This is a genomic window from Pseudomonas sp. P4_D7, assembly GCF_056401755.1.
This window is the reverse complement of record NZ_JBFUIR010000013.1, coordinates 57,297-77,549: the sequence shown is the minus strand read 5'-3', so window position 1 is coordinate 77,549 and position 20,253 is coordinate 57,297. Positions and strand designations below refer to the sequence as shown.

General features: G+C 60.7%; 20 protein-coding genes and 1 riboswitch. Of the genes, 15 read left to right on the top strand and 5 right to left on the bottom strand.

Translation table 11 applies throughout. The annotated features are described in order from the left end of the window. The first annotated feature begins 47 nt into the window (after positions 1-47). Entirely contained in the window at positions 48-1,673 is a 1,626-nt protein-coding gene (locus tag AC1DVF_RS11110; protein WP_460090212.1) for a methyl-accepting chemotaxis protein, read from the top strand. 265 nt (positions 1,674-1,938) lie between these two features. Here AC1DVF_RS11110 and AC1DVF_RS11105 read toward each other — a convergent pair whose 3' ends face one another. The 3 genes from AC1DVF_RS11105 to purM are packed head-to-tail and all read right to left on the bottom strand — an operon-like array spanning position 1,939 to position 4,369. Continuing rightward, on the bottom strand, positions 1,939-2,652 hold the full coding sequence (locus AC1DVF_RS11105) for a DUF3108 domain-containing protein (protein WP_093439984.1): 714 nt from the start codon (positions 2,650-2,652) through the stop codon (positions 1,939-1,941). A gap of 8 nt (positions 2,653-2,660) precedes the next feature. Then, positions 2,661-3,311, bottom strand: coding sequence for a phosphoribosylglycinamide formyltransferase (gene purN, locus AC1DVF_RS11100; RefSeq protein ID WP_093439988.1), 651 nt, complete (start codon positions 3,309-3,311; stop codon positions 2,661-2,663). After that, positions 3,311-4,369, bottom strand: coding sequence for a phosphoribosylformylglycinamidine cyclo-ligase (gene purM / locus AC1DVF_RS11095; protein WP_099758397.1), 1,059 nt, complete (start codon positions 4,367-4,369; stop codon positions 3,311-3,313). The genes purN and purM overlap by 1 nt, the downstream gene beginning before the upstream one ends. Before the next feature lie 373 nt (positions 4,370-4,742). Between purM and AC1DVF_RS11090 the strand changes: the two genes are divergently transcribed. From AC1DVF_RS11090 to AC1DVF_RS11070, 5 genes are all read left to right on the top strand, one after another. Further along, positions 4,743-5,801: a DUF2066 domain-containing protein gene (locus AC1DVF_RS11090; protein WP_414926774.1), complete on the top strand. Its 1,059-nt coding sequence runs from the start codon at positions 4,743-4,745 to the stop codon at positions 5,799-5,801. A gap of 34 nt (positions 5,802-5,835) precedes the next feature. After that, positions 5,836-6,909, top strand: coding sequence for an AI-2E family transporter (locus tag AC1DVF_RS11085; protein ID WP_093440003.1), 1,074 nt, complete (start codon positions 5,836-5,838; stop codon positions 6,907-6,909). 206 nt (positions 6,910-7,115) lie between these two features. Next, entirely contained in the window at positions 7,116-7,820 is a 705-nt protein-coding gene (gene hda / locus AC1DVF_RS11080; protein ID WP_007919828.1) for a DnaA regulatory inactivator Hda, read from the top strand. Between the two features lie 214 nt (positions 7,821-8,034). Further along, positions 8,035-8,652, top strand: a complete 618-nt coding sequence (locus tag AC1DVF_RS11075) for a C40 family peptidase (RefSeq protein WP_460127553.1) — start codon at positions 8,035-8,037, stop codon at positions 8,650-8,652. 219 nt (positions 8,653-8,871) lie between these two features. Continuing rightward, complete coding sequence (locus AC1DVF_RS11070) at positions 8,872-9,408, top strand: C40 family peptidase (protein WP_477782460.1); 537 nt, start codon at positions 8,872-8,874, stop codon at positions 9,406-9,408. A gap of 134 nt (positions 9,409-9,542) precedes the next feature. On the opposite strand, the gene AC1DVF_RS11065 is transcribed toward AC1DVF_RS11070, so the two are convergent. After that, the gene (locus AC1DVF_RS11065; protein ID WP_093440013.1) at positions 9,543-10,856 is read right to left on the bottom strand and encodes a PQQ-dependent sugar dehydrogenase; all 1,314 of its coding nucleotides are present in this window, start codon (positions 10,854-10,856) and stop codon (positions 9,543-9,545) included. Positions 10,857-10,922: 66 nt separating this feature from the next. Further along, a complete protein-coding gene (locus AC1DVF_RS11060; protein WP_122597294.1) occupies positions 10,923-11,507 on the bottom strand; it encodes a hypothetical protein in 585 nt (194 codons plus the stop codon). Between the two features lie 163 nt (positions 11,508-11,670). Then, a riboswitch (cobalamin riboswitch) is annotated at positions 11,671-11,900 on the top strand. Positions 11,901-11,981: 81 nt separating this feature from the next. On the opposite strand from AC1DVF_RS11060, the gene cobO reads away from it, so the two are divergent. The 9 genes from cobO (at position 11,982) to cobC (ending at position 20,252) form a co-directional block, all read left to right on the top strand. Then, entirely contained in the window at positions 11,982-12,593 is a 612-nt protein-coding gene (cobO, locus tag AC1DVF_RS11055; protein WP_003223053.1) for a cob(I)yrinic acid a,c-diamide adenosyltransferase, read from the top strand. Continuing rightward, a complete protein-coding gene (locus AC1DVF_RS11050) occupies positions 12,590-13,972 on the top strand; it encodes a cobyrinic acid a,c-diamide synthase CobB (protein WP_460127559.1) in 1,383 nt (460 codons plus the stop codon). Before cobO ends, AC1DVF_RS11050 begins: the two co-directional genes overlap by 4 nt. After that, positions 13,969-14,619 carry a 5,6-dimethylbenzimidazole synthase gene (bluB, locus tag AC1DVF_RS11045; RefSeq protein WP_460127561.1) on the top strand — a complete coding sequence of 217 codons (651 nt, stop codon included), beginning with the start codon at positions 13,969-13,971 and terminating at the stop codon, positions 14,617-14,619. The genes AC1DVF_RS11050 and bluB overlap by 4 nt, the downstream gene beginning before the upstream one ends. Then, on the top strand, positions 14,616-15,524 hold the full coding sequence (gene cbiB, locus AC1DVF_RS11040; RefSeq protein WP_093440029.1) for an adenosylcobinamide-phosphate synthase CbiB: 909 nt from the start codon (positions 14,616-14,618) through the stop codon (positions 15,522-15,524). Before bluB ends, cbiB begins: the two co-directional genes overlap by 4 nt. Next, positions 15,517-16,509, top strand: coding sequence for a threonine-phosphate decarboxylase CobD (gene cobD, locus AC1DVF_RS11035; RefSeq protein ID WP_194934467.1), 993 nt, complete (start codon positions 15,517-15,519; stop codon positions 16,507-16,509). Before cbiB ends, cobD begins: the two co-directional genes overlap by 8 nt. After that, the gene (locus tag AC1DVF_RS11030; protein ID WP_460090220.1) at positions 16,506-17,957 is read left to right on the top strand and encodes a cobyric acid synthase; all 1,452 of its coding nucleotides are present in this window, start codon (positions 16,506-16,508) and stop codon (positions 17,955-17,957) included. Before cobD ends, AC1DVF_RS11030 begins: the two co-directional genes overlap by 4 nt. Before the next feature lie 149 nt (positions 17,958-18,106). Continuing rightward, complete coding sequence (cobU, locus tag AC1DVF_RS11025; RefSeq protein ID WP_477782459.1) at positions 18,107-18,628, top strand: bifunctional adenosylcobinamide kinase/adenosylcobinamide-phosphate guanylyltransferase; 522 nt, start codon at positions 18,107-18,109, stop codon at positions 18,626-18,628. Beyond that, positions 18,625-19,680 (top strand): nicotinate-nucleotide--dimethylbenzimidazole phosphoribosyltransferase, encoded by a 1,056-nt coding sequence (gene cobT, locus AC1DVF_RS11020; RefSeq protein ID WP_477782458.1) that lies wholly within the window; start codon positions 18,625-18,627, stop codon positions 19,678-19,680. The genes cobU and cobT overlap by 4 nt, the downstream gene beginning before the upstream one ends. Beyond that, complete coding sequence (cobC, locus tag AC1DVF_RS11015) at positions 19,677-20,252, top strand: alpha-ribazole phosphatase family protein (RefSeq protein WP_460090224.1); 576 nt, start codon at positions 19,677-19,679, stop codon at positions 20,250-20,252. The genes cobT and cobC overlap by 4 nt, the downstream gene beginning before the upstream one ends. Position 20,253 lies beyond the last annotated feature (1 nt).

Here is a 20,253-nt window from a genome sequence, read left to right as displayed (position 1 = left end):
CAACCAGCTGCAGGGTTGATGCAGCGCTTTTGGAAGGAACCAGAGCAATGAGTATCCGTAGTCTCAATATTGCCCCGCGCGCCGGCCTCGGTTTTGGCTTGTTGGCGCTGATGGTGTTTGCTCTTGGCGCGTTCGCTTTGCTGCAAATGTCGAACATGCGCGCGCAGTCCGACGAGGTCGATAACAATTGGTTGCCGAGCGTGATGGCGGTCGGCGAGATGAGTCAGGACATGCTGCGCCTGCGAGCGTTGACCATGCGTCTGTTGCTCAATCGTGATCCGCAGGCGCTCGAACAGAACGTTGCCAAACTCAATGAATTGCGCGGTGTGCTCAGTGAGGCGCAGCAGCGTTATGACGTGCTGATCGTGTTGCCCGAGGAGCGCAAGCTGTTCGATCGCTTCAAGGTTGCCGAACACCAGTATCTTGAGTTTCAGGCACAGGTCATGCAGTTGTCTGCGCAGAATCGGGTCGCGGAGGCTGCGACCATTCTCAACGGTCAGATGAGTCCTTTGGCCGACGAAATCGCAGTGCTTTTGCGCGAACTGGTTGAGCTGAATAAACACAATGCCAATCTCGCCACTGAAGCTGCGCGGTTGGTGTTCATGAATTCGCGGGTGTGGGTCGGGGTGATGATTGGCGTGACCACGCTGATCACCATCGGCCTGGCCCTGTTGCTGACCCGCAGCATCGTGTTGCCGCTGGCGCAGTCGTTGGGCGTGGCCGAGGTGGTGGCGGGTGGCGATCTGACCGGCGACATCAACATCAGCGGCAAGGACGAGCCGGCGCGGCTGTTGCAGGCGCTCAAGAGCATGCAGCACAACTTGCGCGAGACGATTCGGCAGATCTCGGAGTCCTCCAGCCAATTGGCCTCGGCGTCAGAGGAGCTGAGTTGCGTCACGGAAGACGCTACGCGCGGTTTGCACCAGCAGAGCCTGGAAATTGAACAGGCGGCCACGGCGGTCAATCAGATGACTGCTGCAGTGGAGGAGGTTGCCAGCAATGCCGTGGCAACGTCAGAAGCGTCGCGGGAATCCGATCGTATTGCCCAGCATGGTCGTGAACAGGTGCATCAAACGGTGTTGTCCATCGAATCGCTTGCCGATGATGTGACGGCCAATGCCAGCCAAGTAGAAGATCTGGCGCAGAAGGTCTATAGCATCAGCAAAGTGCTGGACGTGATCCGTTCGATTGCCGAGCAGACCAATTTGCTGGCGCTGAACGCTGCGATCGAGGCGGCGCGGGCCGGTGATGCCGGGCGTGGGTTTGCTGTGGTGGCGGACGAGGTGCGGGCCTTGGCGCATCGCACCCAGCAGTCGACGCAAGAGATTGAGCAGATGATTGGCGGGATTCAGCAGGGTACCGATTCGGCGGTCAGTTCAATGCAGCAAAGCAATGTACGTGCGCGTTCGACGTTGGAGCTGGCCAAGGCTGCCGGGACTGCACTTGAAGAGATCGCCTCGGCATTCACGCTGATCAACGAGCGCAATCTGGTGATCGCCAGTGCCTCGGAAGAGCAGGCGGCGGTGGCGCGGGAAGTGGATCGCAATCTGATGAATATTCGTGATCTGGCGATGCAGACATCGGCTGGGGCCAATCAAACGAGCGCTGCGAGTCAGGAGCTGTCGCGGTTGGCGGTGGATTTGAACAGCATGGTGGCGAAGTTTTCGGTTTGATTGTGTGGTGAACCTGAGGCTGCCCTCACCCTAGCCCTCTCCCAGAGGGAGAGGGGACTGACCGTGGGACATTAGAGAATTACGCCGACCTGATCTAATCCATAATCGACTCGGTCTTTCAGGTCGATGTAGCTGGTCAGACATCTCGGTCGGCTTCCTCTCCCTCGGGAGAGGGCTGGGGTGAGGGGCAAGGGTGGCGCAAGTCCCCAATCCAGCAGGCAAAAAAAGCCCCGCATTTCGCGAGGCTCTTTGCTGTAACGGCAGATCAGCTGCCTTTAACGGCTTTGCCGTTGACGGTGCCGTCCTGGAGCATGATGTTGTACTCCTTGCCGTCGGTTTCAACCTGTTGCAGGCGAACCAGCAGGTAATCCCAATCCTTGGCGAACCAGAGGACGGTGGTGCGCTTGCTTTGTGTCGGGTCGCGCACACGCTCGACCTTGATCGCATCGATCTTGCCAGCCTTGGTCTCGACTTTTTCCGAACCCAGCACGCGGAAGTCATAGGTATCGACTTCACCGTCATCGACCACTTGATAGCTCATGGTCTTCTTGCCGGCAGCTACGTCATGTTGCAGTGCCAACTGGTAAGTGGACTTGTCGACCATGCCGCGATTCAGTGGAATCTTCACCGCGTCGCCACGGTCGGTACCGGTGACCATTTTGCTGTTCCAGTCGAAATCCAGATCAGCCTTTTTCGCTTTTCCCAGACCGCCACGTTCAAAGTGGTAGGACTGCGGCAGCAGGGTGTCCTTGTCCAGGGTCAGGGTGCTTTCTTCAGTCAGGCTGGCGATCATCATCGAAGCCTTGAAGCTGAGCTTCCAGACGCCGTTGGCTTCCTTGACCAGACTGCGCTCGGCGGTGCCGCTCATGGGCAACTGCTTCCAGTCGGCGGTGTAGCTGGCGGAGAACGGTTGAAGGTCCGCTGCCTGCGCGAAGGGCAGGGCGAGCAGAGCGCAAGCGAAGAGCAGGGCGCGACGCATAAAATCTCCTAGTTTCGAATCAAGTGGCCGCTGGCCGCGAGTAACTGCCCGTCCAGTAAAGCACCGTGTTCACCGAGTGCCAGTCTGCCTTCTGCAAACCAGCGCACTGCCATCGGATAAATCAGGTGTTCCTGAACGTGGACTCGCTGCGCCAGACTCTGCGGCGTGTCGTGCAACTCTACCGGTAATACTGCCTGTACGACCAGTGGTCCGCCATCGAGTTCCTCGGTGACGAAGTGCACGGAGCAGCCGTGCTCAGTGTCACCGGCCTCCAGCGCGCGCTGATGAGTGTGTAACCCTTTGTATTTGGGCAGCAGCGACGGGTGGATGTTGAGCAGGCGACCCTGATAGTGGCGAACGAAATCAGCGCTGAGAATGCGCATGAAGCCGGCCAGCACCACAAGTTTCGGTTTGAATTCGTCGATCAGTTCGATCAGGGCAGCATCGAAGGCCTCGCGACCTTCGAATGCCTTGTGATCCAGCGCGCGGGTGGCGATACCCGCAGCACTGGCGCGTTGCAGGCCGTAGGCATCGGCGCGATTGGAAATCACTGCAGCGATGCGGACCGGGCTGTCGCCGGTCCGCGTGCTGTCGATCAGAGCCTGCAAGTTACTGCCGGTGCCGGACAACAGCACCACGACATCACAGGTTGCGGACATTAATGAGCCTTAAGGTTCTGCAGATCAACCTGGGCAGCGCCTTCGGCAGCAGCAGCGATCTGACCAATGACCCAAGGCTGTTCGCCGGCGTCACGCAGGGTTTTCAGGGCTACTTCAACGTGCTCTTGAGCCACGCAGATGACCATGCCAACGCCGCAGTTCAGCACGCGGTGCATCTCGGTTTCGTCAACGTTGCCTTTTTCCTGCAGCCAGTCGAACACGGCAGGGCGAGTCCAGCTAGCCACGTCAACCACCGCCTGAGCGCCTTTTGGCAGTACGCGCGGGATGTTGTCGAGCAGGCCGCCACCGGTGATGTGGGCCATGGCTTTGACGGCGCCGGTGTCTTTGATCAGCTTGAGCAGCGGCTTCACGTAGATGCGGGTCGGGGCCATCAGCAGATCGGTCAGCGGTTTGCCGTCGAGCTGGATGTTTTCGATGTCGGCACCGGAGACTTCGATGATCTTGCGGATCAGCGAGTAGCCGTTGGAGTGCGGGCCGGACGATGGCAGAGCGATCAGCGCATCACCAGTGGCGACTTTCGAGCCGTCGATGATTTCCGATTTTTCCACGACGCCGACGCAGAAGCCGGCCAGGTCGTAGTCTTCGCCTTCGTACATGCCTGGCATTTCAGCGGTTTCGCCGCCAACCAGCGAGCAACCCGACAGTTCGCAGCCAGCGCCGATGCCGGTTACCACCTGGGCAGCGGTGTCGACATTCAATTTGCCGGTGGCGTAGTAGTCGAGGAAGAACAGTGGCTCAGCGCCGCAAACGACGAGGTCGTTGACGCACATGGCAACCAGGTCGATACCGATGCTGTCGTGCTTGTTCAGGTTCAGCGCCAGACGCAGCTTGGTGCCGACGCCGTCGGTGCCGGAAACCAGTACTGGCTGCTTGTAGCCGGCCGGGATTTCGCAGAGGGCGCCGAAACCGCCCAGGCCGCCCATGACTTCCGGGCGCGCAGTGCGCTTGGCGACGCTCTTGATGCGTTCGACCAATGCTTCACCGGCGTCGATGTCTACACCGGCGTCCTTGTAGCTCAGGGAGGGTTGCTTGCTCATGATCCAGGCCTTTAGGGGAGGGGATTCAGGGGTAACGACCGAGTTCAGCGGGAACTTCGAAATCGACGGGGCGATGGCCTCACGCGAGTTTCGAGGTGCCCGGCTGTTGCCGGTCTGCGAAGGCGCGCGATTTTATCAGGCTTGAGGGGCAGCGGCCATCCTCGCACCGACGGGCAGGGCCATATCAGCGGAAATTTTTTGCAATTGAGCCGTATGAACGCCTGTATAAGGTGTGGCGATTAACCGTCTATCGTTATCACTGTGCAAAAACTTACCGCTACCGTGTGAATGTTTTGCGATGGCAGATTGTCACAGCCTTGCTTAACCGGTTCACGCGGCCTGTTCCAGCCGCTCCTGTCGACGGGAATTTTCCATGCGTTTTTGTAAATTGTTGTTTGTGGGTTGTTTGTCTCTGCTCAGCCTGGCGAGTCACGCCGAAAATCTCAAAGGCCTTTATCAAGTGCGTGAGCCGGTCAATGGCCAGGCGCCGGAAGAACGTGATCGCGCCACGCAGGCGGCGCTCGACACGTTGGTGCTGCGTTTGACGGGCGATCCGAAAGCTGCGCAAAACCCGGGGCTGGCGGCGATTCGCAAGGATCCGCAGCAAATTATCAGTCAGTTCGGTTTCGATGCCGGGCCGCCGGAGGTGCTGAAGGTCGATTTCGATCCGGCGACCACCGAGCAGGCGCTGCGTCGGGCCGGCCTGTCGTTGTGGGGCGCCAGTCGGCCGTCGATTCTGAGCTGGTGGCTGAATGATTCGGCCGAAGGTTCTAGCCTGGTCGGTGACGGTCAGGCCGCTGCCGCGCCGTTGCGTACCGCCGCTCAGCATCGCGGCTTGCCATTGCGTTTGCCGTTGGCGGACTTGAGCGAGCAACTGGTTGCCACGGCGCCAGCGCTGGAAGGCACCGATCCGGCACCGTTGCGCGGCGCCTCCGAGCGCTACAACGCTGACGCCTTGCTGGCGGTGCATGCCCGCGAAGAAGGCGGGCAATGGCAGGCCAAGTGGCACTTGTGGCTGGGCGACCAGAAAGAGGCGGGCAGTGTGCAGGGTGCCGATCAGGCCGCTGTCGCTGATGCGGTGATGCTGGCGGTGGCTGAACGTCTGGCGCCACGATTTGTGGCCAAGCCCGGCGCTTCGGGTCAGCAGACCCTGGAAGTCCAAGGCATGAATCTTGAACATTACGCGGCGCTGTTGCGGTTACTCGAGCCGTTTGGCGTGCGTCTGCAAAGTGTTGATGGTGATCGCATCGTTTATCGGGTCAATGGCAGCGCCGATCAAATGCGCGCGCAGTTGTCGCTGGCGAAGTTGCAGGAGTTGCCCGCCGAAGCCCCGGTTCCAGTGGCGGCGCCACAGCCAGTGGCTGGTGGTGCAGCACCTGTCGCGGCGCCAGCCCCGACCCCGGCAGCACCGTCGTTGCGGTTTCGCTGGTAAGTCTTTCCTTATATAGAAGCAACAGGAGTGGTACATGGCCGATACGCGGCGTTGGTTCTGGCTCGGTGGGGTAGTCCTGCTTTGCGCGTTTGTGTGGTTGCTGCACCCGATCCTCACGCCGTTTCTGGTGGCGCTGCTACTGGCTTATCTGTTCGATCCGTTGGTGGATCGACTGGAAAAACTCGGGCTGTCGCGAACCTGGGGCGTGATCGCGGTGTTTGCGTTGTTCACGCTGATCGTCACCGCACTGATGCTGGTGCTGGTGCCGATGCTCGCCAAGCAGTTGCTGCGTCTGTACGAACTGGCACCGCAGATGCTCGACTGGTTGCAGCACACAGCTGTGCCGTGGGCGCAGTCGAAGCTGGGGTTGTCGGACGGTTTCTGGAAGTTCGATAAGGTCAAGGCCGCGATCAGCGAGCACATGGGTCAGACCACCGACATTGTCGGCGTGGTGCTGAGTCAGGCAACGGCCTCCAGTCTGGCGCTGATCGGCTGGCTGGCCAATCTGGTGCTGATCCCGGTGGTGAGTTTCTACCTGCTGCGCGACTGGGACGTGATGATGGCCAAGATCCGCAGCCTGTTGCCGCGTGATCGTGAAGAGCGTGTAGTCGCTCTGGCTGGCGAATGTCATGAGGTGCTGGGCGCGTTCGTTCGTGGTCAGTTGCTGGTGATGCTGGCGCTGGGTGTGATTTATGCGGCAGGCCTGATGATTGTCGGTCTGGAACTGGGGCTGTTGATCGGCCTGATCGCGGGGCTGGCGGCGATCGTGCCGTACATGGGCTTCGTGATCGGCATTGGCGCAGCGCTGATTGCCGGGTTGTTCCAGTTCGGTGGTGATCTGTACCCGATGGTCGGGATCGTCGCGGTGTTCATGGTTGGTCAGGCGCTTGAGGGCATGGTGTTGACCCCGTTGCTGGTGGGTGATCGTATTGGTCTGCACCCGGTGGCGGTGATCTTCGCGATTCTGGCTGGCGGCGAGCTGTTCGGTTTCACCGGTGTGCTGTTGGCCTTGCCGGTGGCGGCGGTGATCATGGTGCTGGTGCGTCATGTGCACGACTTGTACAAGGATTCCGAGATCTATAGCGGTGTGGACGAGCCGGAGTTGTAATGGTGCAGGGCGGCCCGGCGATTAGCCGGGTTGGCCCGTGTCCTGCAGGCGCTGGCGCCAAAGAATCTGTCATAAAACCAGCGTGTTAACGCAAACCTTTGATTTTGCTTGGACTCTGTCGCATTGTGCGCTCAGCTTCACGGGTATAAACTTCGCAAACTTTACACAGAGGCCACTAACGGTTCCTTGAGAACTGTTCAGTCAGCATGAAACCGATTCAGCTGCCCCTAGGTGTGCGTCTGCGTGACGACGCCACCTTCATCAACTACTACCCAGGCGCCAATGCCGCTGCACTCGGCTATGTCGAGCGTCTATGCGAAGCCGACGCCGGCTGGACAGAAAGCCTGATCTACCTGTGGGGCAAACACGGCGTAGGGCGGACGCATCTGTTGCAGGCCGCATGCTTGCGCTTCGAGCAGATGGGTGAGCCGGCTGTGTATTTGCCGTTGGCCGAGTTGATGGACCGCGGCGTTGAAATCCTCGACAACCTTGAACAGTACGAGTTGGTTTGCCTGGACGACTTGCAAGTGATTGCCGGCAAGGCTGACTGGGAAGAGGCGATGTTTCATCTGTTCAATCGTCTGCGTGACAGCGGTCGGCGCTTGCTGATTGCCGCCTCCACCTCTCCGCGTGAATTGCCGGTCAAACTGGCTGACTTGAAATCCCGCCTGACCCTGGCGCTGATTTTTCAGATGCGTCCGCTCTCCGATGAAGACAAATTGCGCGCCTTGCAATTGCGCGCGTCGCGTCGCGGTCTGCACCTGACTGACGAAGTCGGGCATTTTATTTTGACTCGCGGCACTCGCAGCATGAGTGCGCTGTTTGACTTGCTTGAACAGCTCGATCAGGCCTCGTTGCAGGCTCAACGCAAGCTGACCATTCCCTTCCTGAAAGAAACGCTAGGCTGGTAACGGCGCGGCTTTCAGCGTGTTTCGGCATATTTCAGGCGCCAGAAAATCCGCTTTCCTGCGAGGTGCGCAGGCCGCGTATCGGTTCAAATGGGCTTAAGCGCTTAGATGTAAACGAGAAACCGGGAAGTCACAAAAAGATCGATTGAATTTGCAAATGAGGCTGATAGCGGGCATAGTCTCGGCTTCTTTACAACTATCAGCCACGGTCGTGCCCATGCTAAAGCGCTTCGCACCCCTCGTGCCTCTCGCACTCGTCACCCTGTTGTACGGTTGCGCTGCTCATTCTCCAGTTCAAGAGCAGCCTCAACAGGTTAAAAGTTCTGCCACGGCTCAGTCTTCCGTTATTTACCAGGAAGAGCTGGACACCGAAAAAGAGCTCAACGAATTCAATGGCAAGAAGCCTTATCAGCTTCCTGTTCTGGCCGACAGCATCCTTGAACGCGGCATGTCCCTGATCGGTACCCGTTACCGTTTCGGTGGTACCTCTGAAGCCGGTTTCGATTGCAGCGGTTTCATCGGCTATCTGTTCCGCGAAGAAGCTGGCATGAACCTGCCGCGCTCGACCCGCGAAATGATCAACGTCGATGCGCCGCTGGTCTCGCGCAGCAACCTTGAGCCGGGCGATCTGCTGTTCTTCGCCACCAACGGTCGTCGCGGTCGTGTCAGTCACGCCGGGATCTACCTCGGTGACAACCAGTTCATCCACTCCAGCAGTCGTCGCAGCGGCGGTGTTCGCATCGACAGCCTGGGTGACAGCTACTGGAGCAAGACCTTCATCGAAGCGAAACGCGCTCTGGCCAACGCTCCGACTGTAGTCACTGCTCGCAAGTAATCCACTGTTGTCGCTGCGTTCGCGGCGACAATCAGGCTTCCGGTAACGGAGTAGACGTAGACTTTACAAGGTGAAGTTAAAGTCTTACTTGAAGTTTGCCGCGTAGCCGCTAGAATCCTGTATCTATATTGATGGCAAACCGCCTGCGTGCTCACGCAGGCGGTTTTGTTTTCTGTCCATCGGCAGAAAAAGCCGCAGCCAGATCAGGATGTTCTGCTTATGACGATGTCGGCCCGCCTCACGTTGATGTTCTTCGCAGCGCTGCTCAGCGCCTGCGCCAGTCGTACGCCGCCACCTGCTCCGGTGGTTCGCGCTCCGGTCGTATTCGGTCCTTCGCAAGCTTTCTCGCCGGCTGCTGAAGACGTGTTGTTTCGCGCGCTCGGCCTGGTGGGTACGCCGTATCGCTGGGGCGGCAACACGCCGGATTCGGGATTTGATTGCAGCGGGTTGATCGGTTTTGTCTATCGTGATGCGGCGGGGATTTCGCTGCCGCGCTCCACGCGCGAGATGATCGTCATGCAGGCGCCGAATGTCGGCAAGGAAGGCTTGCAGACCGGCGACCTGATCTTCTTCGCCACCAATGGCGGCTCGCAGGTCAGTCATGCAGGGATTTACGTCGGGGAAGGGCGCTTCGTGCATGCGCCGGCCACGGGCGGCACGGTGAAGCTGGACAGCCTGTCGAAGACGTACTGGCAGAAAGCTTATCTGAGTGCCAAGCGGGTATTGCAGCCGGAGCATCTGGCGCATAACCCGTAATTCAAGTTGCCTAAAAGCTAATGTGTAGGAGTGAGCCTGCTCGCGATGACGGTGTCACATTCAACATCAATGTTGAATGWTMGACCGCTATCGCGAGCAGGCTCACTCCTACAGTTGTTTGTGCATGGCGAAAATTATTTGCTGGCCGACACTCGCCACACCTTATTGCCAACATCATCCGCCACCAGCAAACCACCTTGCTGATCGATCACCACGCCTACCGGCCGACCCAAAGCATTCTCGTCCTTGTCGAGGAACCCGGTCAGCACATCCATCGGTTTGCCGCTCGGCTTGCCGCCGGTAAACGGCACGAAAATCACTTTGTAGCCACTGTGCGGTTTGCGATTCCATGAGCCGTGCTGACCAATAAACGCGCCTTCCTTGAACTGCGCCGGCAGCGTGTTGCCCTCGGCGAAGCTCAGGCCCAGTGAGGCGGTGTGCGGCCCGACCGCGTAATCCGGGGCGATGGCTTTGGCCACCAGGTCCGGGTTCTGCGGCGTAACACGCACATCGACATGCTGACCGTAATAACTGAAAGGCCAGCCATAAAACCCACCGTCTTTCACGGAAGTGATGTAGTCCGGCACCAGATCACTGCCGATCTCGTCGCGCTCATTCACCGCTGTCCACAGTGCGCCGCTGGTGGGCTCCCACGCCAGGCCATTGGGGTTGCGGATGCCTGAGGCAAAAATGCGGTGATTGCCGGTCGCCCGATCAACTTCCCAGATCGCCGCGCGACCTTCTTCCTTGTCCAGGCCGTTTTCGCCGACGTTGCTGTTCGAACCTACGGTGACGTACAGCTTGCTGCCGTCCTTGCTGGCAATGACGTTTTTGGTCCAGTGGTGATTCAGTGTCCCGCCCGGCAGATCGGCTACCTTGATTGGCTGCGATTTGATCTCGGTCGCGCCGGGTTCGTAGTTGAAGCGCAGCAGGCGATCGGTATCGGCGACGTACAGATCGTTGCCGACCAGGGTCATGCCGAACGGCGAGTTGAGGTTCTGCAGAAACACCGTGCGGGTCTCGGCGACGCCATCATGATCGGCGTCACGCAGCAAGGTGATGCGGTTCGGACTCGGCACGCCAGCGCCGGCCTTGCCCATGACCTTCTTCATTACCCAGCCACGAATGCCACTGCTGTCATCAGGCTTCGGCGGGGCATTGGTTTCCGCCACGAGCACATCGCCGTTGGGCAGCACATAGAGCCAGCGCGGATGATCGAGGCCTTCGGCAAATGCCGCGACCTGGGTGCCAGCCGCCGCAGTCGGTTTGCCGCCCTCGGGCCAGCCGATTGCCGGGGCGATGTTCACCGTCGGGATCAGGGTCTTGTTCGGTTCGGGCAGCTTGGGTGACGGGCCGGTGCCGTCGGTGACTTGCAGGCTGGAGGATTCACCGCAGGCGGCGAGCCCTCCGGCGAAGGCGATGACAAAAACGAGCTGGGGCTTGCGCATTGCTGATCTTCCCTATGAATGCATTCCTAATCATAGAGGAGGGAGCAAGCCCGATGGTTCCACTGCTCAGCCGCGGGCTTCCTTGAACAGCACGGCGATGCCCGGGTGATAGTTGCCGGCTTCGCTGCGCAATTTGCGGTAGGCGTAGGGGAAATACCAGGCGACCGCGCAGGTGTGTTCCTTTTGCAGGTCGTCGACCATGTCCTGCAGTTCTTCGGGGCTGGCGCTGTGCTGGGCTTTTTGTGGCGCGACAAACAGGCAGCCGAGCTTGAGGTCGCTGGCGTAGCTGATGCGTTTGGCGTCGTTGGTGATGTCCAGCAGGGCTTGAGTCAGATTCAGGTTGGTAACCTTTGGCCAGCGCTGAGTGGCCTGGATAAAGGCGCGGTCTTCGGCGCCGGCGAGAAACAGATCGGCGCGGGCATTGCGCTCGCCTTCTTCGTTCTGCTTGCGCGTGGCAGTCTCGTTCAAAGTGACCAGCTCAGCCATCCAAGCTGCGGCCGAGAGCAATCCGAGATTGGCTTTCTCGTCATGCCAGTAAGGGGTGTCGCTGTCGCCGCGCACGGCGTTGTAGCGGTCGATACAGTCAAACCAGCGTTCAAGCACCGGGCGCAGGAATTCCAGGCGCGGGTTGCTGATGATCATGCCTTGCATCGTCATCATCCTTTATTGTTGTAGTGGGCTTTTCGAGAAAAGCATGGCTCTTTGATATCATTTGTATCAGTGTGGCACAAGATTGGCGGCAGATAAGTGATCGGCGGCAGTTATTCGCCCGATGGCCGCCTCTTTAATTGACGCTCCACCCCCAACCCTCTAACCTTCGCGGCTTGTTTCAGGTGCTCTGTGACCTGCGTCGACAGAGTGAAACAGGGAAGCCGGTGAGGGTTGTCTTCGCACGAAGAACCACCACGATCCCGGCGCTGCCCCCGCAACGGTAAATGAGTGAAAACTGCGCCTTGAGCCACTGCCTCGAAAGAAGCGGGAAGGCGCGCAGTCAGGCATGCGCCGCTCATGAGCCCGGAGACCGGCCTGATCCATCCAGCGGCATCACGGTGGGCGATGCCAGGCTTTTTGCCGTCTATTCTTGTGCCTGCCCGCCGTTATCCAGCCTCAACGGAGAGCTCCCCCATGACTGATTCCCCCGAGCGCGACGAACGCCATCTGGCGCGTATGCAGCGCAAAAAAGCCGTGATCGACGAACGCATCGCCAACTCGCCTGACGAGTGTGGCCTGGTGCTGGTGCTGACCGGCAACGGCAAAGGCAAAAGCAGCTCGGCGTTCGGCATGCTCGCCCGTGCCATGGGCCACGGCATGCAGTGCGGCGTGGTGCAGTTCATCAAGGGCCGTAACAGCACCGGTGAGGAGTTGTTCTTCCGACGCTTCCCCGAGCAAGTGCGCTTCCACGTGATGGGCGAAGGTTTCACTTGGGAAACCCAGGATCGTCAGCGTGACATCGCCGCCGCCGAAGCCGCGTGGGCGGTCTCCCGCGAATTGCTGCGTGATCCGTCGATCGGTCTGGTGGTGCTCGACGAATTGAACATCGCCCTCAAGCACGGCTACCTCGATCTCGATCAGGTGCTCAGCGATCTGCAGGCGCGTCCGCCGATGCAGCATGTGATCGTCACCGGTCGCGCGGCCAAGCCGGAAATGATTGAGATGGGCGACACGGTCACCGAAATGGGCATGCTCAAACATGCCTTCCAGGCCGGCATCAAAGCGCAGAAAGGCGTCGAACTTTGAATCAACCACGTCACTGCCCGGCGGTACTCATCGCCGCGCCGGCCTCCGGTCAGGGCAAGACCACCGTCACCGCCGCGCTCGCCCGTTTGCATCGCAATCAGGGGCGCAAGGTGCGCGTGTTCAAATGCGGGCCGGACTTTCTCGATCCGATGATTCTCGAGCGCGCCAGCGGTGCGCCGGTGTATCAACTGGACATGTGGATGGTCGGCGAGCAGGAAAGTCGTCGTCTGTTGTGGGAAGCCGCCGCCGAGGCGGATCTGATTCTGATTGAAGGCGTGATGGGCCTGTTCGACGGCACGCCGTCCAGCGCCGATCTGGCGCGGCACTTCGGCGTGCCGGTGCTCGGGGTGATTGATGGGACGGCGATGGCGCAGACCTTTGGTGCGCTGGCGCTCGGCTTGGCCAAGTATCAGCCAGATCTGCCGTTTGCCGGTGTGTTGGCCAACCGCGTTGGCACCTTGCGCCATGCGCAATTGCTCGAAGGCAGCCTCACCGAAGGTCTGCGCTGGTACGGCGCGTTGTCCCGAGAAACTGGCATCGAATTGCCGAGCCGCCATCTCGGTCTGGTCCAGGCCAGTGAATTGAATGACCTCGATGTGCGTCTCGACGCCGCCGCCGACGCATTGGCCAGCAGTTGCGAGGTAGCGCTGCCACCGGCGGTGGAGTTTGCCGCACCGGACGTGATCGCTGTCGAGCCGTTGCTGAAGAATATGCGAATTGCCGTCGCCCGTGATGAAGCGTTTGCTTTCACCTACGGCGCGAGTCTCGATCTGTTGCGGGCGATGGGCGCCGAGTTGAGTTTCTTCTCGCCGATCCGCGACTCGCAATTGCCTGAAGCGGACAGCCTGTATTTGCCCGGTGGGTATCCGGAACTGCACCACGTTGCGTTGTCGCAGAACACCGCGATGTGTGAGGCGATTCGCGCGCATCACGCGGCGGGTAAGCCGTTGCTCGCCGAGTGTGGTGGGATGCTGTACCTGCTCGATTCGTTGACTGACGTTGAAGGCACCCGCGCTGAATTGGTCGGGCTGCTTAAGGGCGATGCGGTGATGCAGAAGCGTCTGGCGGCGTTGGCGTTGCAAGCGGTGGATCTGCCGGAAGGTTCGTTGCGCGGGCACACATATCATCATTCGTTGACGACTACCGAACTGGCGCCGATTGCGCGGGGTTTGAGCCCGAATGGTGGGCGTGGCGCCGAGGCGGTTTATCGGGAAGGGCGGATGACGGCGTCTTATGTGCACTTCTATTTCCCGTCGAATCCGAGTGCGATTGCCGCATTGTTTGCACCAGACCGTGAGGCCGCTCCCACAGTTGAAACGGTGGTGACTGAAGCAATGCAATCCCCTGTGGGAGCGAGCTTGCTCGCGAAGAGGCCATGACCGACAACACATTCTCCGAAGCCGAGCGCCAATCGGTTTACCGTGTCATTGCCGAACGCCGCGACATGCGCCACTTCACCGGCGGCAGCGTCGAACCGGAGCTGTTGCGCCGACTACTGGAAGCCGCCCACCAGGCCCCAAGCGTCGGCCTGATGCAGCCCTGGCGTTTCATCCGCATCAGCGACCGCAGCCTGCGCGGGCAGATCCAGAATCTGGTGGAAGAAGAACGCATCCGCACAGCCGAAGCCCTCGGCGAGCGCAGTGACGAGTTCATGAAGCTCAAGGTCGAAGGCATCAATGATTGCGCCGAAGTGCTGGTCGCCGCGTTGATGGATAATCGCGAAAAGCACATTTTCGGTCGCCGTACATTGCCGGAAATGGACATGGCCTCGCTGTCCTGCGCGATCCAGAATCTGTGGCTGGCCTCGCGCGCCGAAGGCCTGGGCATGGGCTGGGTCTCGCTGTTCGAGCCGCAAGCGTTGGCGGATCTGCTGAAGCTGCCCGAGGGTGCCAAGCCACTGGCGGTTTTATGCCTGGGGCCGGTCAAGGAATTCTATCCGGCGCCGATGCTGGTACTCGAAGGGTGGGCGCAGGCGCGGCCGCTCAATGAGTTGCTGTACGAAAATTATTGGGGAGTGAGTCAATGAGTGTGGCGTTGTTGAGTGTCGCCGCAGTGGCGCTGGATGCGCTGTTGGGTGAACCGAAACGCTGGCATCCGCTGGTGGCGTTCGGCAATTTCGCCGGGCGCATCGAGCAACGCTTCAACGCTGGTGGCCGGGGTTGGCGCAGCCATGGGGTCACTGCGTGGGTGATCGCGGTGCTGCCGCTGACCTTGCTCGCCACGGCGTTTTCCTGGGCGCCATACGTGGGCTGGGTCGTCGAGATTCTCGCGCTGTATTGCGCCCTCGGCATGCGCAGCCTCGGTGAACATGTCGCGCCGGTCGCCGCCGCGTTGCGCGCGGATGATCTGGACGAGGCGCGCAAGCGTGTCGGCTATCTGGTCAGCCGCCAGACCGATGAACTCGACAGCACCGCCGTCGCCCGCGCCGCCACCGAGTCGGTGCTGGAAAACGGCAGCGATGCGGTGTTTGCCGCGCTGTTCTGGTTTGTCGTGGCGGGTGCGCCGGGCGTGGTCCTCTATCGCTTGAGCAACACGCTCGATGCGATGTGGGGCTATCGCAACGAACGCTTTGAGCGTTTCGGTTGGGCAGCGGCAAAAATCGACGACGTGTTGAACTACATTCCTGCGCGTCTGGTGGCATTAACCTACGCGCTGCTGGGTAAAACCCGACTCGCGCTGAAGTGCTGGCGCGCGCAGGCGCCGAAGTGGGACAGCCCCAACGCTGGCCCGGTAATGGCTGCCGGGGCCGGTGCCTTGGGCGTGGAGCTGGGCGGCCCGGCGATCTATCACGGCGAACTTCACGACCGTCCGCAACTCGGCGAAGGCGCTCCAGCGGATGCCGATTCCATCGACCGTGGCTGGCAATTGGTCCAGCGCGGGGTATGGTTATGGCTGCTGATTCTCTGCGTGGGGGCTGAATTCTATGCTTGAGCACGGTGGCCGGCTGCGCAAGGCTGCACACGATTACGGCATTGCCGAGGCGGACTGGCTCGACCTGTCCAGCGGCCTCGCGCCGTGGCCATTTCCGATCCCGGAAATCCCGCTGCGCGCCTGGGCGCGCTTGCCGGAAACCGATGACGGTCTGGAGCAAGCCGCGTGCGATTACTACGGTGCCGCGCAAGTGCTGCCGGTGGCCGGTTCGCAGATGGCCATCCAGTTGCTGCCGCGTTTGCGCCGGGCCGGCAAGGTCGGCGTGTTGTCGCCGTGTTATGCCGAACACGCCGAAGCGTGGCGGCGCAGTGGTTACATCGTGCGCGAAGTGCTGGAGCAGGAAGTCGAATTCTTTCTCGACAGCCTCGACGTGCTGGTGGTGGTCAACCCTAACAATCCGACCGGCTTGAGCCTGACCCCGGCACGATTGCTCGACTGGCACGCGCGGCTCGCCCGGCGCGGTGGCTGGCTGGTGGTCGATGAAGCCTTCATGGACAACACGCCGCAGTTGAGCCTGGCCCCGCATGCGCATCAAGTCGGGCTGATCGTGTTGCGTTCGTTCGGCAAGTTTTTCGGTCTGGCCGGGGTGCGTCTGGGCTTTGTCCTGGCCGAACGCAAGTTGCTCAAACTGCTCGCCGAACAGGTCGGGCCTTGGGCCGTGAGCGGGCCAACCCGAGTGCTTGGCCAGGCGTGCCTGCAAGACACCGAAGGTCACACCCGCCAACGCATTCGCAGCGATGAGGCCAGCGAACGATTGGCAACGCTGCTTGAGCGCTACGGCTTCAAGCCCCAGGGCGGTTGCGCGCTGTTCCAGTGGCTGATCACCGAGCATGCCGAAACGCTGCACGCATTCATGGCCCGTCGCGGCATCCTCCTGCGCATATTTACCCACAACAGCAGTCTGCGTTTTGGTCTGCCCGCCGATGCGACTGAAGAGACGCGCCTCGAACAGGCTTTGATAGCCTTCACCAAGGACCACCCATGACCACCCTGATGGTGCAAGGCACCACTTCCGACGCCGGCAAAAGCACACTGGTGACGGCGTTGTGCCGCTGGGCAACTCGTCAGGGCGTGGCGGTCGTACCATTCAAGCCGCAGAACATGGCGCTCAACAGTGCCGTGACCGCTGATGGCGGTGAGATTGGCCGTGCGCAAGCGGTGCAGGCGCAAGCTGCTCATCTCGAACCGCACACTGACATGAACCCGGTGCTGCTCAAGCCGAACAGCGACACTGGCGCGCAAGTGATCATCCATGGTCGTGCCGTCACCACGATGAACGCGGTTGCCTACCACGACTACAAAGCCATCGCGATGCAAGCCGTGCTGGCCTCGCATGAACGACTCAGTGCCGCGTATCCGCTGGTGATGGTCGAAGGCGCGGGCTCACCGGCCGAGATCAATCTGCGTGCCGGTGATATCGCCAACATGGGTTTTGCCGAAGCGGTGGATTGCCCGGTGTTGCTGATTGCCGACATCAATCGCGGCGGGGTTTTTGCCCATCTGGTTGGCACCCTTGAGCTGCTGTCGCCGAGCGAACAGGCACGGATCAAAGGTTTCATCATCAACCGTTTTCGCGGCGACATCGCTTTGCTGCAACCGGGCCTTGACTGGCTGGAACAGCGCACCGGCAAACCGGTGGTCGGCGTGTTGCCCTACGTGATGGATCTGCATCTGGAGGCCGAGGACGGCATCGATCAGCGCCAGACCGACAAGGCCGAACAAGTGCTGAAAGTGGTGGTGCCGGTGCTGCCGCGCATCAGCAATCACACTGACTTCGATCCGTTGCGCTTGCATCCGCAGGTTGATCTGCAATTCGTCGGCCCGGGGCAGGCGATCCCTGCTGCCGATCTGATCATCCTGCCGGGCTCGAAAAGCGTGCGCAGCGATCTGGCCTATCTGCGTGCCAATGGCTGGGATACCGCGATCAATCGGCATCTGCGTTACGGCGGCAAAGTGCTGGGGATTTGCGGTGGTCTGCAGATGCTCGGTGAGCAGGTGCATGATCCGCTCGGCCTCGAAGGTGCGCCGGGTACGAGTGCCGGTTTGGGTTTGCTGGCGTTCGACACCACGCTTGAAGCCGAGAAGCAGTTGCGCAATGTGCGTGGGCGGCTGGCGCTGGAAAATGCCGAAGTCAGTGGCTATGAAATTCATGCGGGCGTGACCACGGGAGCGGCGCTGGAGAACGCAGCGGTGCATCTTGAAGACGGCCGTTGCGACGGTGCGCAGAGCGCTGATGGGCAGGTGTTTGGCACGTATCTACATGGCTTGTTTGAATCGCCGACGGCGAGTGCAGCGTTGCTGCGCTGGGCCGGGTTGAGCGATGTGCAGCAGGTGGATTATCACGGCTTGCGCGAGCGTGATATCGAGCGCTTGGCGGATCTGGTGGAGAAGCATCTGGATACCGGCTTGTTGCGTCAGCTCTGTGGGATTTAAGGTGCTTGTGCTGGCCTCTTCGCGAGCAAGCTCGCTCCCACAGTGAATGCGGTTAACCATACATTTTGAGTACAACTCATAACCCTTTGGGAGCGAGCTTGCTCGCGAAGGGGCCAGTTGCCTCAACCCATAATTCTGTGGATAAAACCATGCTCCAACTGATCCTCGGCGGCGCCCGCTCCGGCAAAAGTCGTCTGGCCGAAAAACTCGCCAGCGATAGCGGCCTGGCGGTGACCTATATCGCCACCAGCCAGCCCCTCGATGGCGAGATGAGCGACCGCGTCGCCCACCACCGCGCGCGCCGTCCCATCGAATGGGCGCTGATCGAAGAGCCGCTCGAATTGGCCCGCGTCCTGCGCGAATCCGCCAGCGCCGAGCGTTGCCTGCTGGTCGATTGCCTGACCCTGTGGCTGACCAATCTGCTGATGCTCGATGACGCCGAACGTCTCGCCGCTGAGCGCGAAGCCCTGCTCGACTGCCTGGCCTTGCTGCCGGGGGAAATCATTTTTGTCAGCAACGAGACCGGAATGGGTGTCGTGCCGCTGGGCGAATTGACTCGCCGCTACGTCGATGAAGCCGGTTGGCTGCATCAAGCTCTGGCTGAGCGCTGTCAGCGTGTTGTCCTGACCGTCGCCGGCCTGCCCCTGACTCTGAAAGGACCTGCGTTATGACTCAAACCTGGTGGCTGAACCCGTGCAAACCGGTCGATCTGAACGTCGTTGAACAAGCGACGGCGCGGCAACAGCAACTGACCAAACCGGCAGGTTCGCTGGGGCGTCTGGAATCGGTCGCGGTGCAACTGGCCGGTCTGCAAGGCCAGGTCAAACCGACGCTGGCGCAGGTCTGGATTGCGATTTTTGCCGGTGATCACGGCGTAGTCGCTGAAGGTGTTTCGGCGTTCCCTCAGGAAGTCACCGGGCAGATGCTGCTCAACTTTGTCAGCGGCGGTGCGGCGATCAGTGTGTTGGCGCGGCAGCTCGGTGCGCAGCTGGAAGTGGTTGATCTGGGCACGGTGAATCCAGCGCTGAACCTGGCGGGTGTGCGCCACTTGAATATCGGCCCGGGCACGGCCAACTTCGTGCGGGGCGCGGCGATGACTCAGGCTCAAGGCGAGCTGGCGTTGCAGGCCGGTCGCGACAGTCTGATGCGGGCGAAAGCCGCAGGCGCACAGTTGTTCATCGGTGGCGAAATGGGCATCGGCAACACCACCGCCGCCAGCGCCTTGGCCTGTGCCTTGCTCGATTGCCCGGTGGCACATCTGACCGGTCCCGGCACCGGGCTGAATGCCGAAGGTGTCAGCCATAAAGCGCAAGTGATCGAGCGCGCATTGGCGTTGCACGTCGCGCAACCTGGCGATGCCTTGCAGACCCTGTTCAATCTTGGTGGTTTTGAAATTGCGGCGCTGGTCGGCGCGTATCTGGCGGCGGCTCAAGAAGGCGTTGCAGTATTGGTCGACGGCTTTATCTGCACGGTCGCTGCGCTGGTTGCGGTGCGCTTGAATCCGGACTGCCGCGAGTGGTTGTTGTTCGGTCACCGGGGCGCCGAGCCGGGCCATCGCCATGTGCTGGAAACGCTGAAAGCTGAGCCGTTGCTGGAACTCGGTCTGCGTCTGGGTGAGGGCAGTGGCGCCGCGTTGGCGGTGCCGTTGTTGCGTCTTGCCTGCGATCTGCACGGGCAGATGGCGACGTTCGCCGAAGCGGCGGTGGCGGATCGTCCGGCATGACCCTGCAACTGGATCTGTTGCGTCATGGTGAAACTGAACTCGGCGGTGGTTTGCGCGGCAGCCTCGACGATGCGCTGACCGAACAGGGTTGGGCGCAGATGCGTGCGGCGGTAGTCGAAGGCGGGCCGTGGCAGCGGATTGTCAGTTCGCCGTTGCAGCGTTGTGCGCGCTTCGCCGCCGAACTGGGCGAACAGCTGAGTCTTCCGGTGCAGCTGGACAAGAATCTGCAGGAGCTGCATTTCGGCGCATGGGAAGGGCAGAGCGCAGCGGCGTTGATGGAAACGGACGCCGAGGCCTTGGGGCTGTTCTGGGCTGATCCGTATTCCTTTACGCCACCGCAAGGTGAGCCGGTCAGCGCGTTTGCGGCTCGGGTGTTGGCAGCGGTTGCGCGCCTGCACACTGCGTACGCCGGTGAGCGGATTTTGCTGATCAGTCATGGCGGCGTGATGCGTCTGCTGTTGGCGCAAGCGCGAGGGTTGCCACGCGAACAACTGCTCAATGTCGAGGTCGGGCATGGCGCAATGTTTGCGCTGACGGTCGAGGTTGACGGTTCACTCAAGGAAGGTCACTGAC

Bases quoted from the DNA above. Each gene is read 5' to 3' on its own strand.
- cbiB (WP_093440029.1), top strand. From the start codon at position 14,616: ATGAGTGTGGCGTTGTTGAGTGTCGCCGCAGTGGCGCTGGATGCGCTG.
- cobD (WP_194934467.1), top strand. From the start codon at position 15,517: ATGCTTGAGCACGGTGGCCGGCTGCGCAAGGCTGCACACGATTACGGC.
- AC1DVF_RS11075 (WP_460127553.1), top strand. From the start codon at position 8,035: ATGCTAAAGCGCTTCGCACCCCTCGTGCCTCTCGCACTCGTCACCCTG.
- AC1DVF_RS11060 (WP_122597294.1), bottom strand. From the start codon at position 11,507: ATGCAAGGCATGATCATCAGCAACCCGCGCCTGGAATTCCTGCGCCCG.
- AC1DVF_RS11065 (WP_093440013.1), bottom strand. From the start codon at position 10,856: ATGCGCAAGCCCCAGCTCGTTTTTGTCATCGCCTTCGCCGGAGGGCTC.
- cobC (WP_460090224.1), top strand. From the start codon at position 19,677: ATGACCCTGCAACTGGATCTGTTGCGTCATGGTGAAACTGAACTCGGC.
- hda (WP_007919828.1), top strand. From the start codon at position 7,116: ATGAAACCGATTCAGCTGCCCCTAGGTGTGCGTCTGCGTGACGACGCC.
- AC1DVF_RS11030 (WP_460090220.1), top strand. From the start codon at position 16,506: ATGACCACCCTGATGGTGCAAGGCACCACTTCCGACGCCGGCAAAAGC.
- AC1DVF_RS11105 (WP_093439984.1), bottom strand. From the start codon at position 2,652: ATGCGTCGCGCCCTGCTCTTCGCTTGCGCTCTGCTCGCCCTGCCCTTC.
- AC1DVF_RS11070 (WP_477782460.1), top strand. From the start codon at position 8,872: ATGACGATGTCGGCCCGCCTCACGTTGATGTTCTTCGCAGCGCTGCTC.
- purN (WP_093439988.1), bottom strand. From the start codon at position 3,311: ATGTCCGCAACCTGTGATGTCGTGGTGCTGTTGTCCGGCACCGGCAGT.
- AC1DVF_RS11090 (WP_414926774.1), top strand. From the start codon at position 4,743: ATGCGTTTTTGTAAATTGTTGTTTGTGGGTTGTTTGTCTCTGCTCAGC.
- cobT (WP_477782458.1), top strand. From the start codon at position 18,625: ATGACTCAAACCTGGTGGCTGAACCCGTGCAAACCGGTCGATCTGAAC.
- AC1DVF_RS11110 (WP_460090212.1), top strand. From the start codon at position 48: ATGAGTATCCGTAGTCTCAATATTGCCCCGCGCGCCGGCCTCGGTTTT.
- AC1DVF_RS11085 (WP_093440003.1), top strand. From the start codon at position 5,836: ATGGCCGATACGCGGCGTTGGTTCTGGCTCGGTGGGGTAGTCCTGCTT.
- purM (WP_099758397.1), bottom strand. From the start codon at position 4,369: ATGAGCAAGCAACCCTCCCTGAGCTACAAGGACGCCGGTGTAGACATC.
- cobU (WP_477782459.1), top strand. From the start codon at position 18,107: ATGCTCCAACTGATCCTCGGCGGCGCCCGCTCCGGCAAAAGTCGTCTG.
- bluB (WP_460127561.1), top strand. From the start codon at position 13,969: ATGACCGACAACACATTCTCCGAAGCCGAGCGCCAATCGGTTTACCGT.
- cobO (WP_003223053.1), top strand. From the start codon at position 11,982: ATGACTGATTCCCCCGAGCGCGACGAACGCCATCTGGCGCGTATGCAG.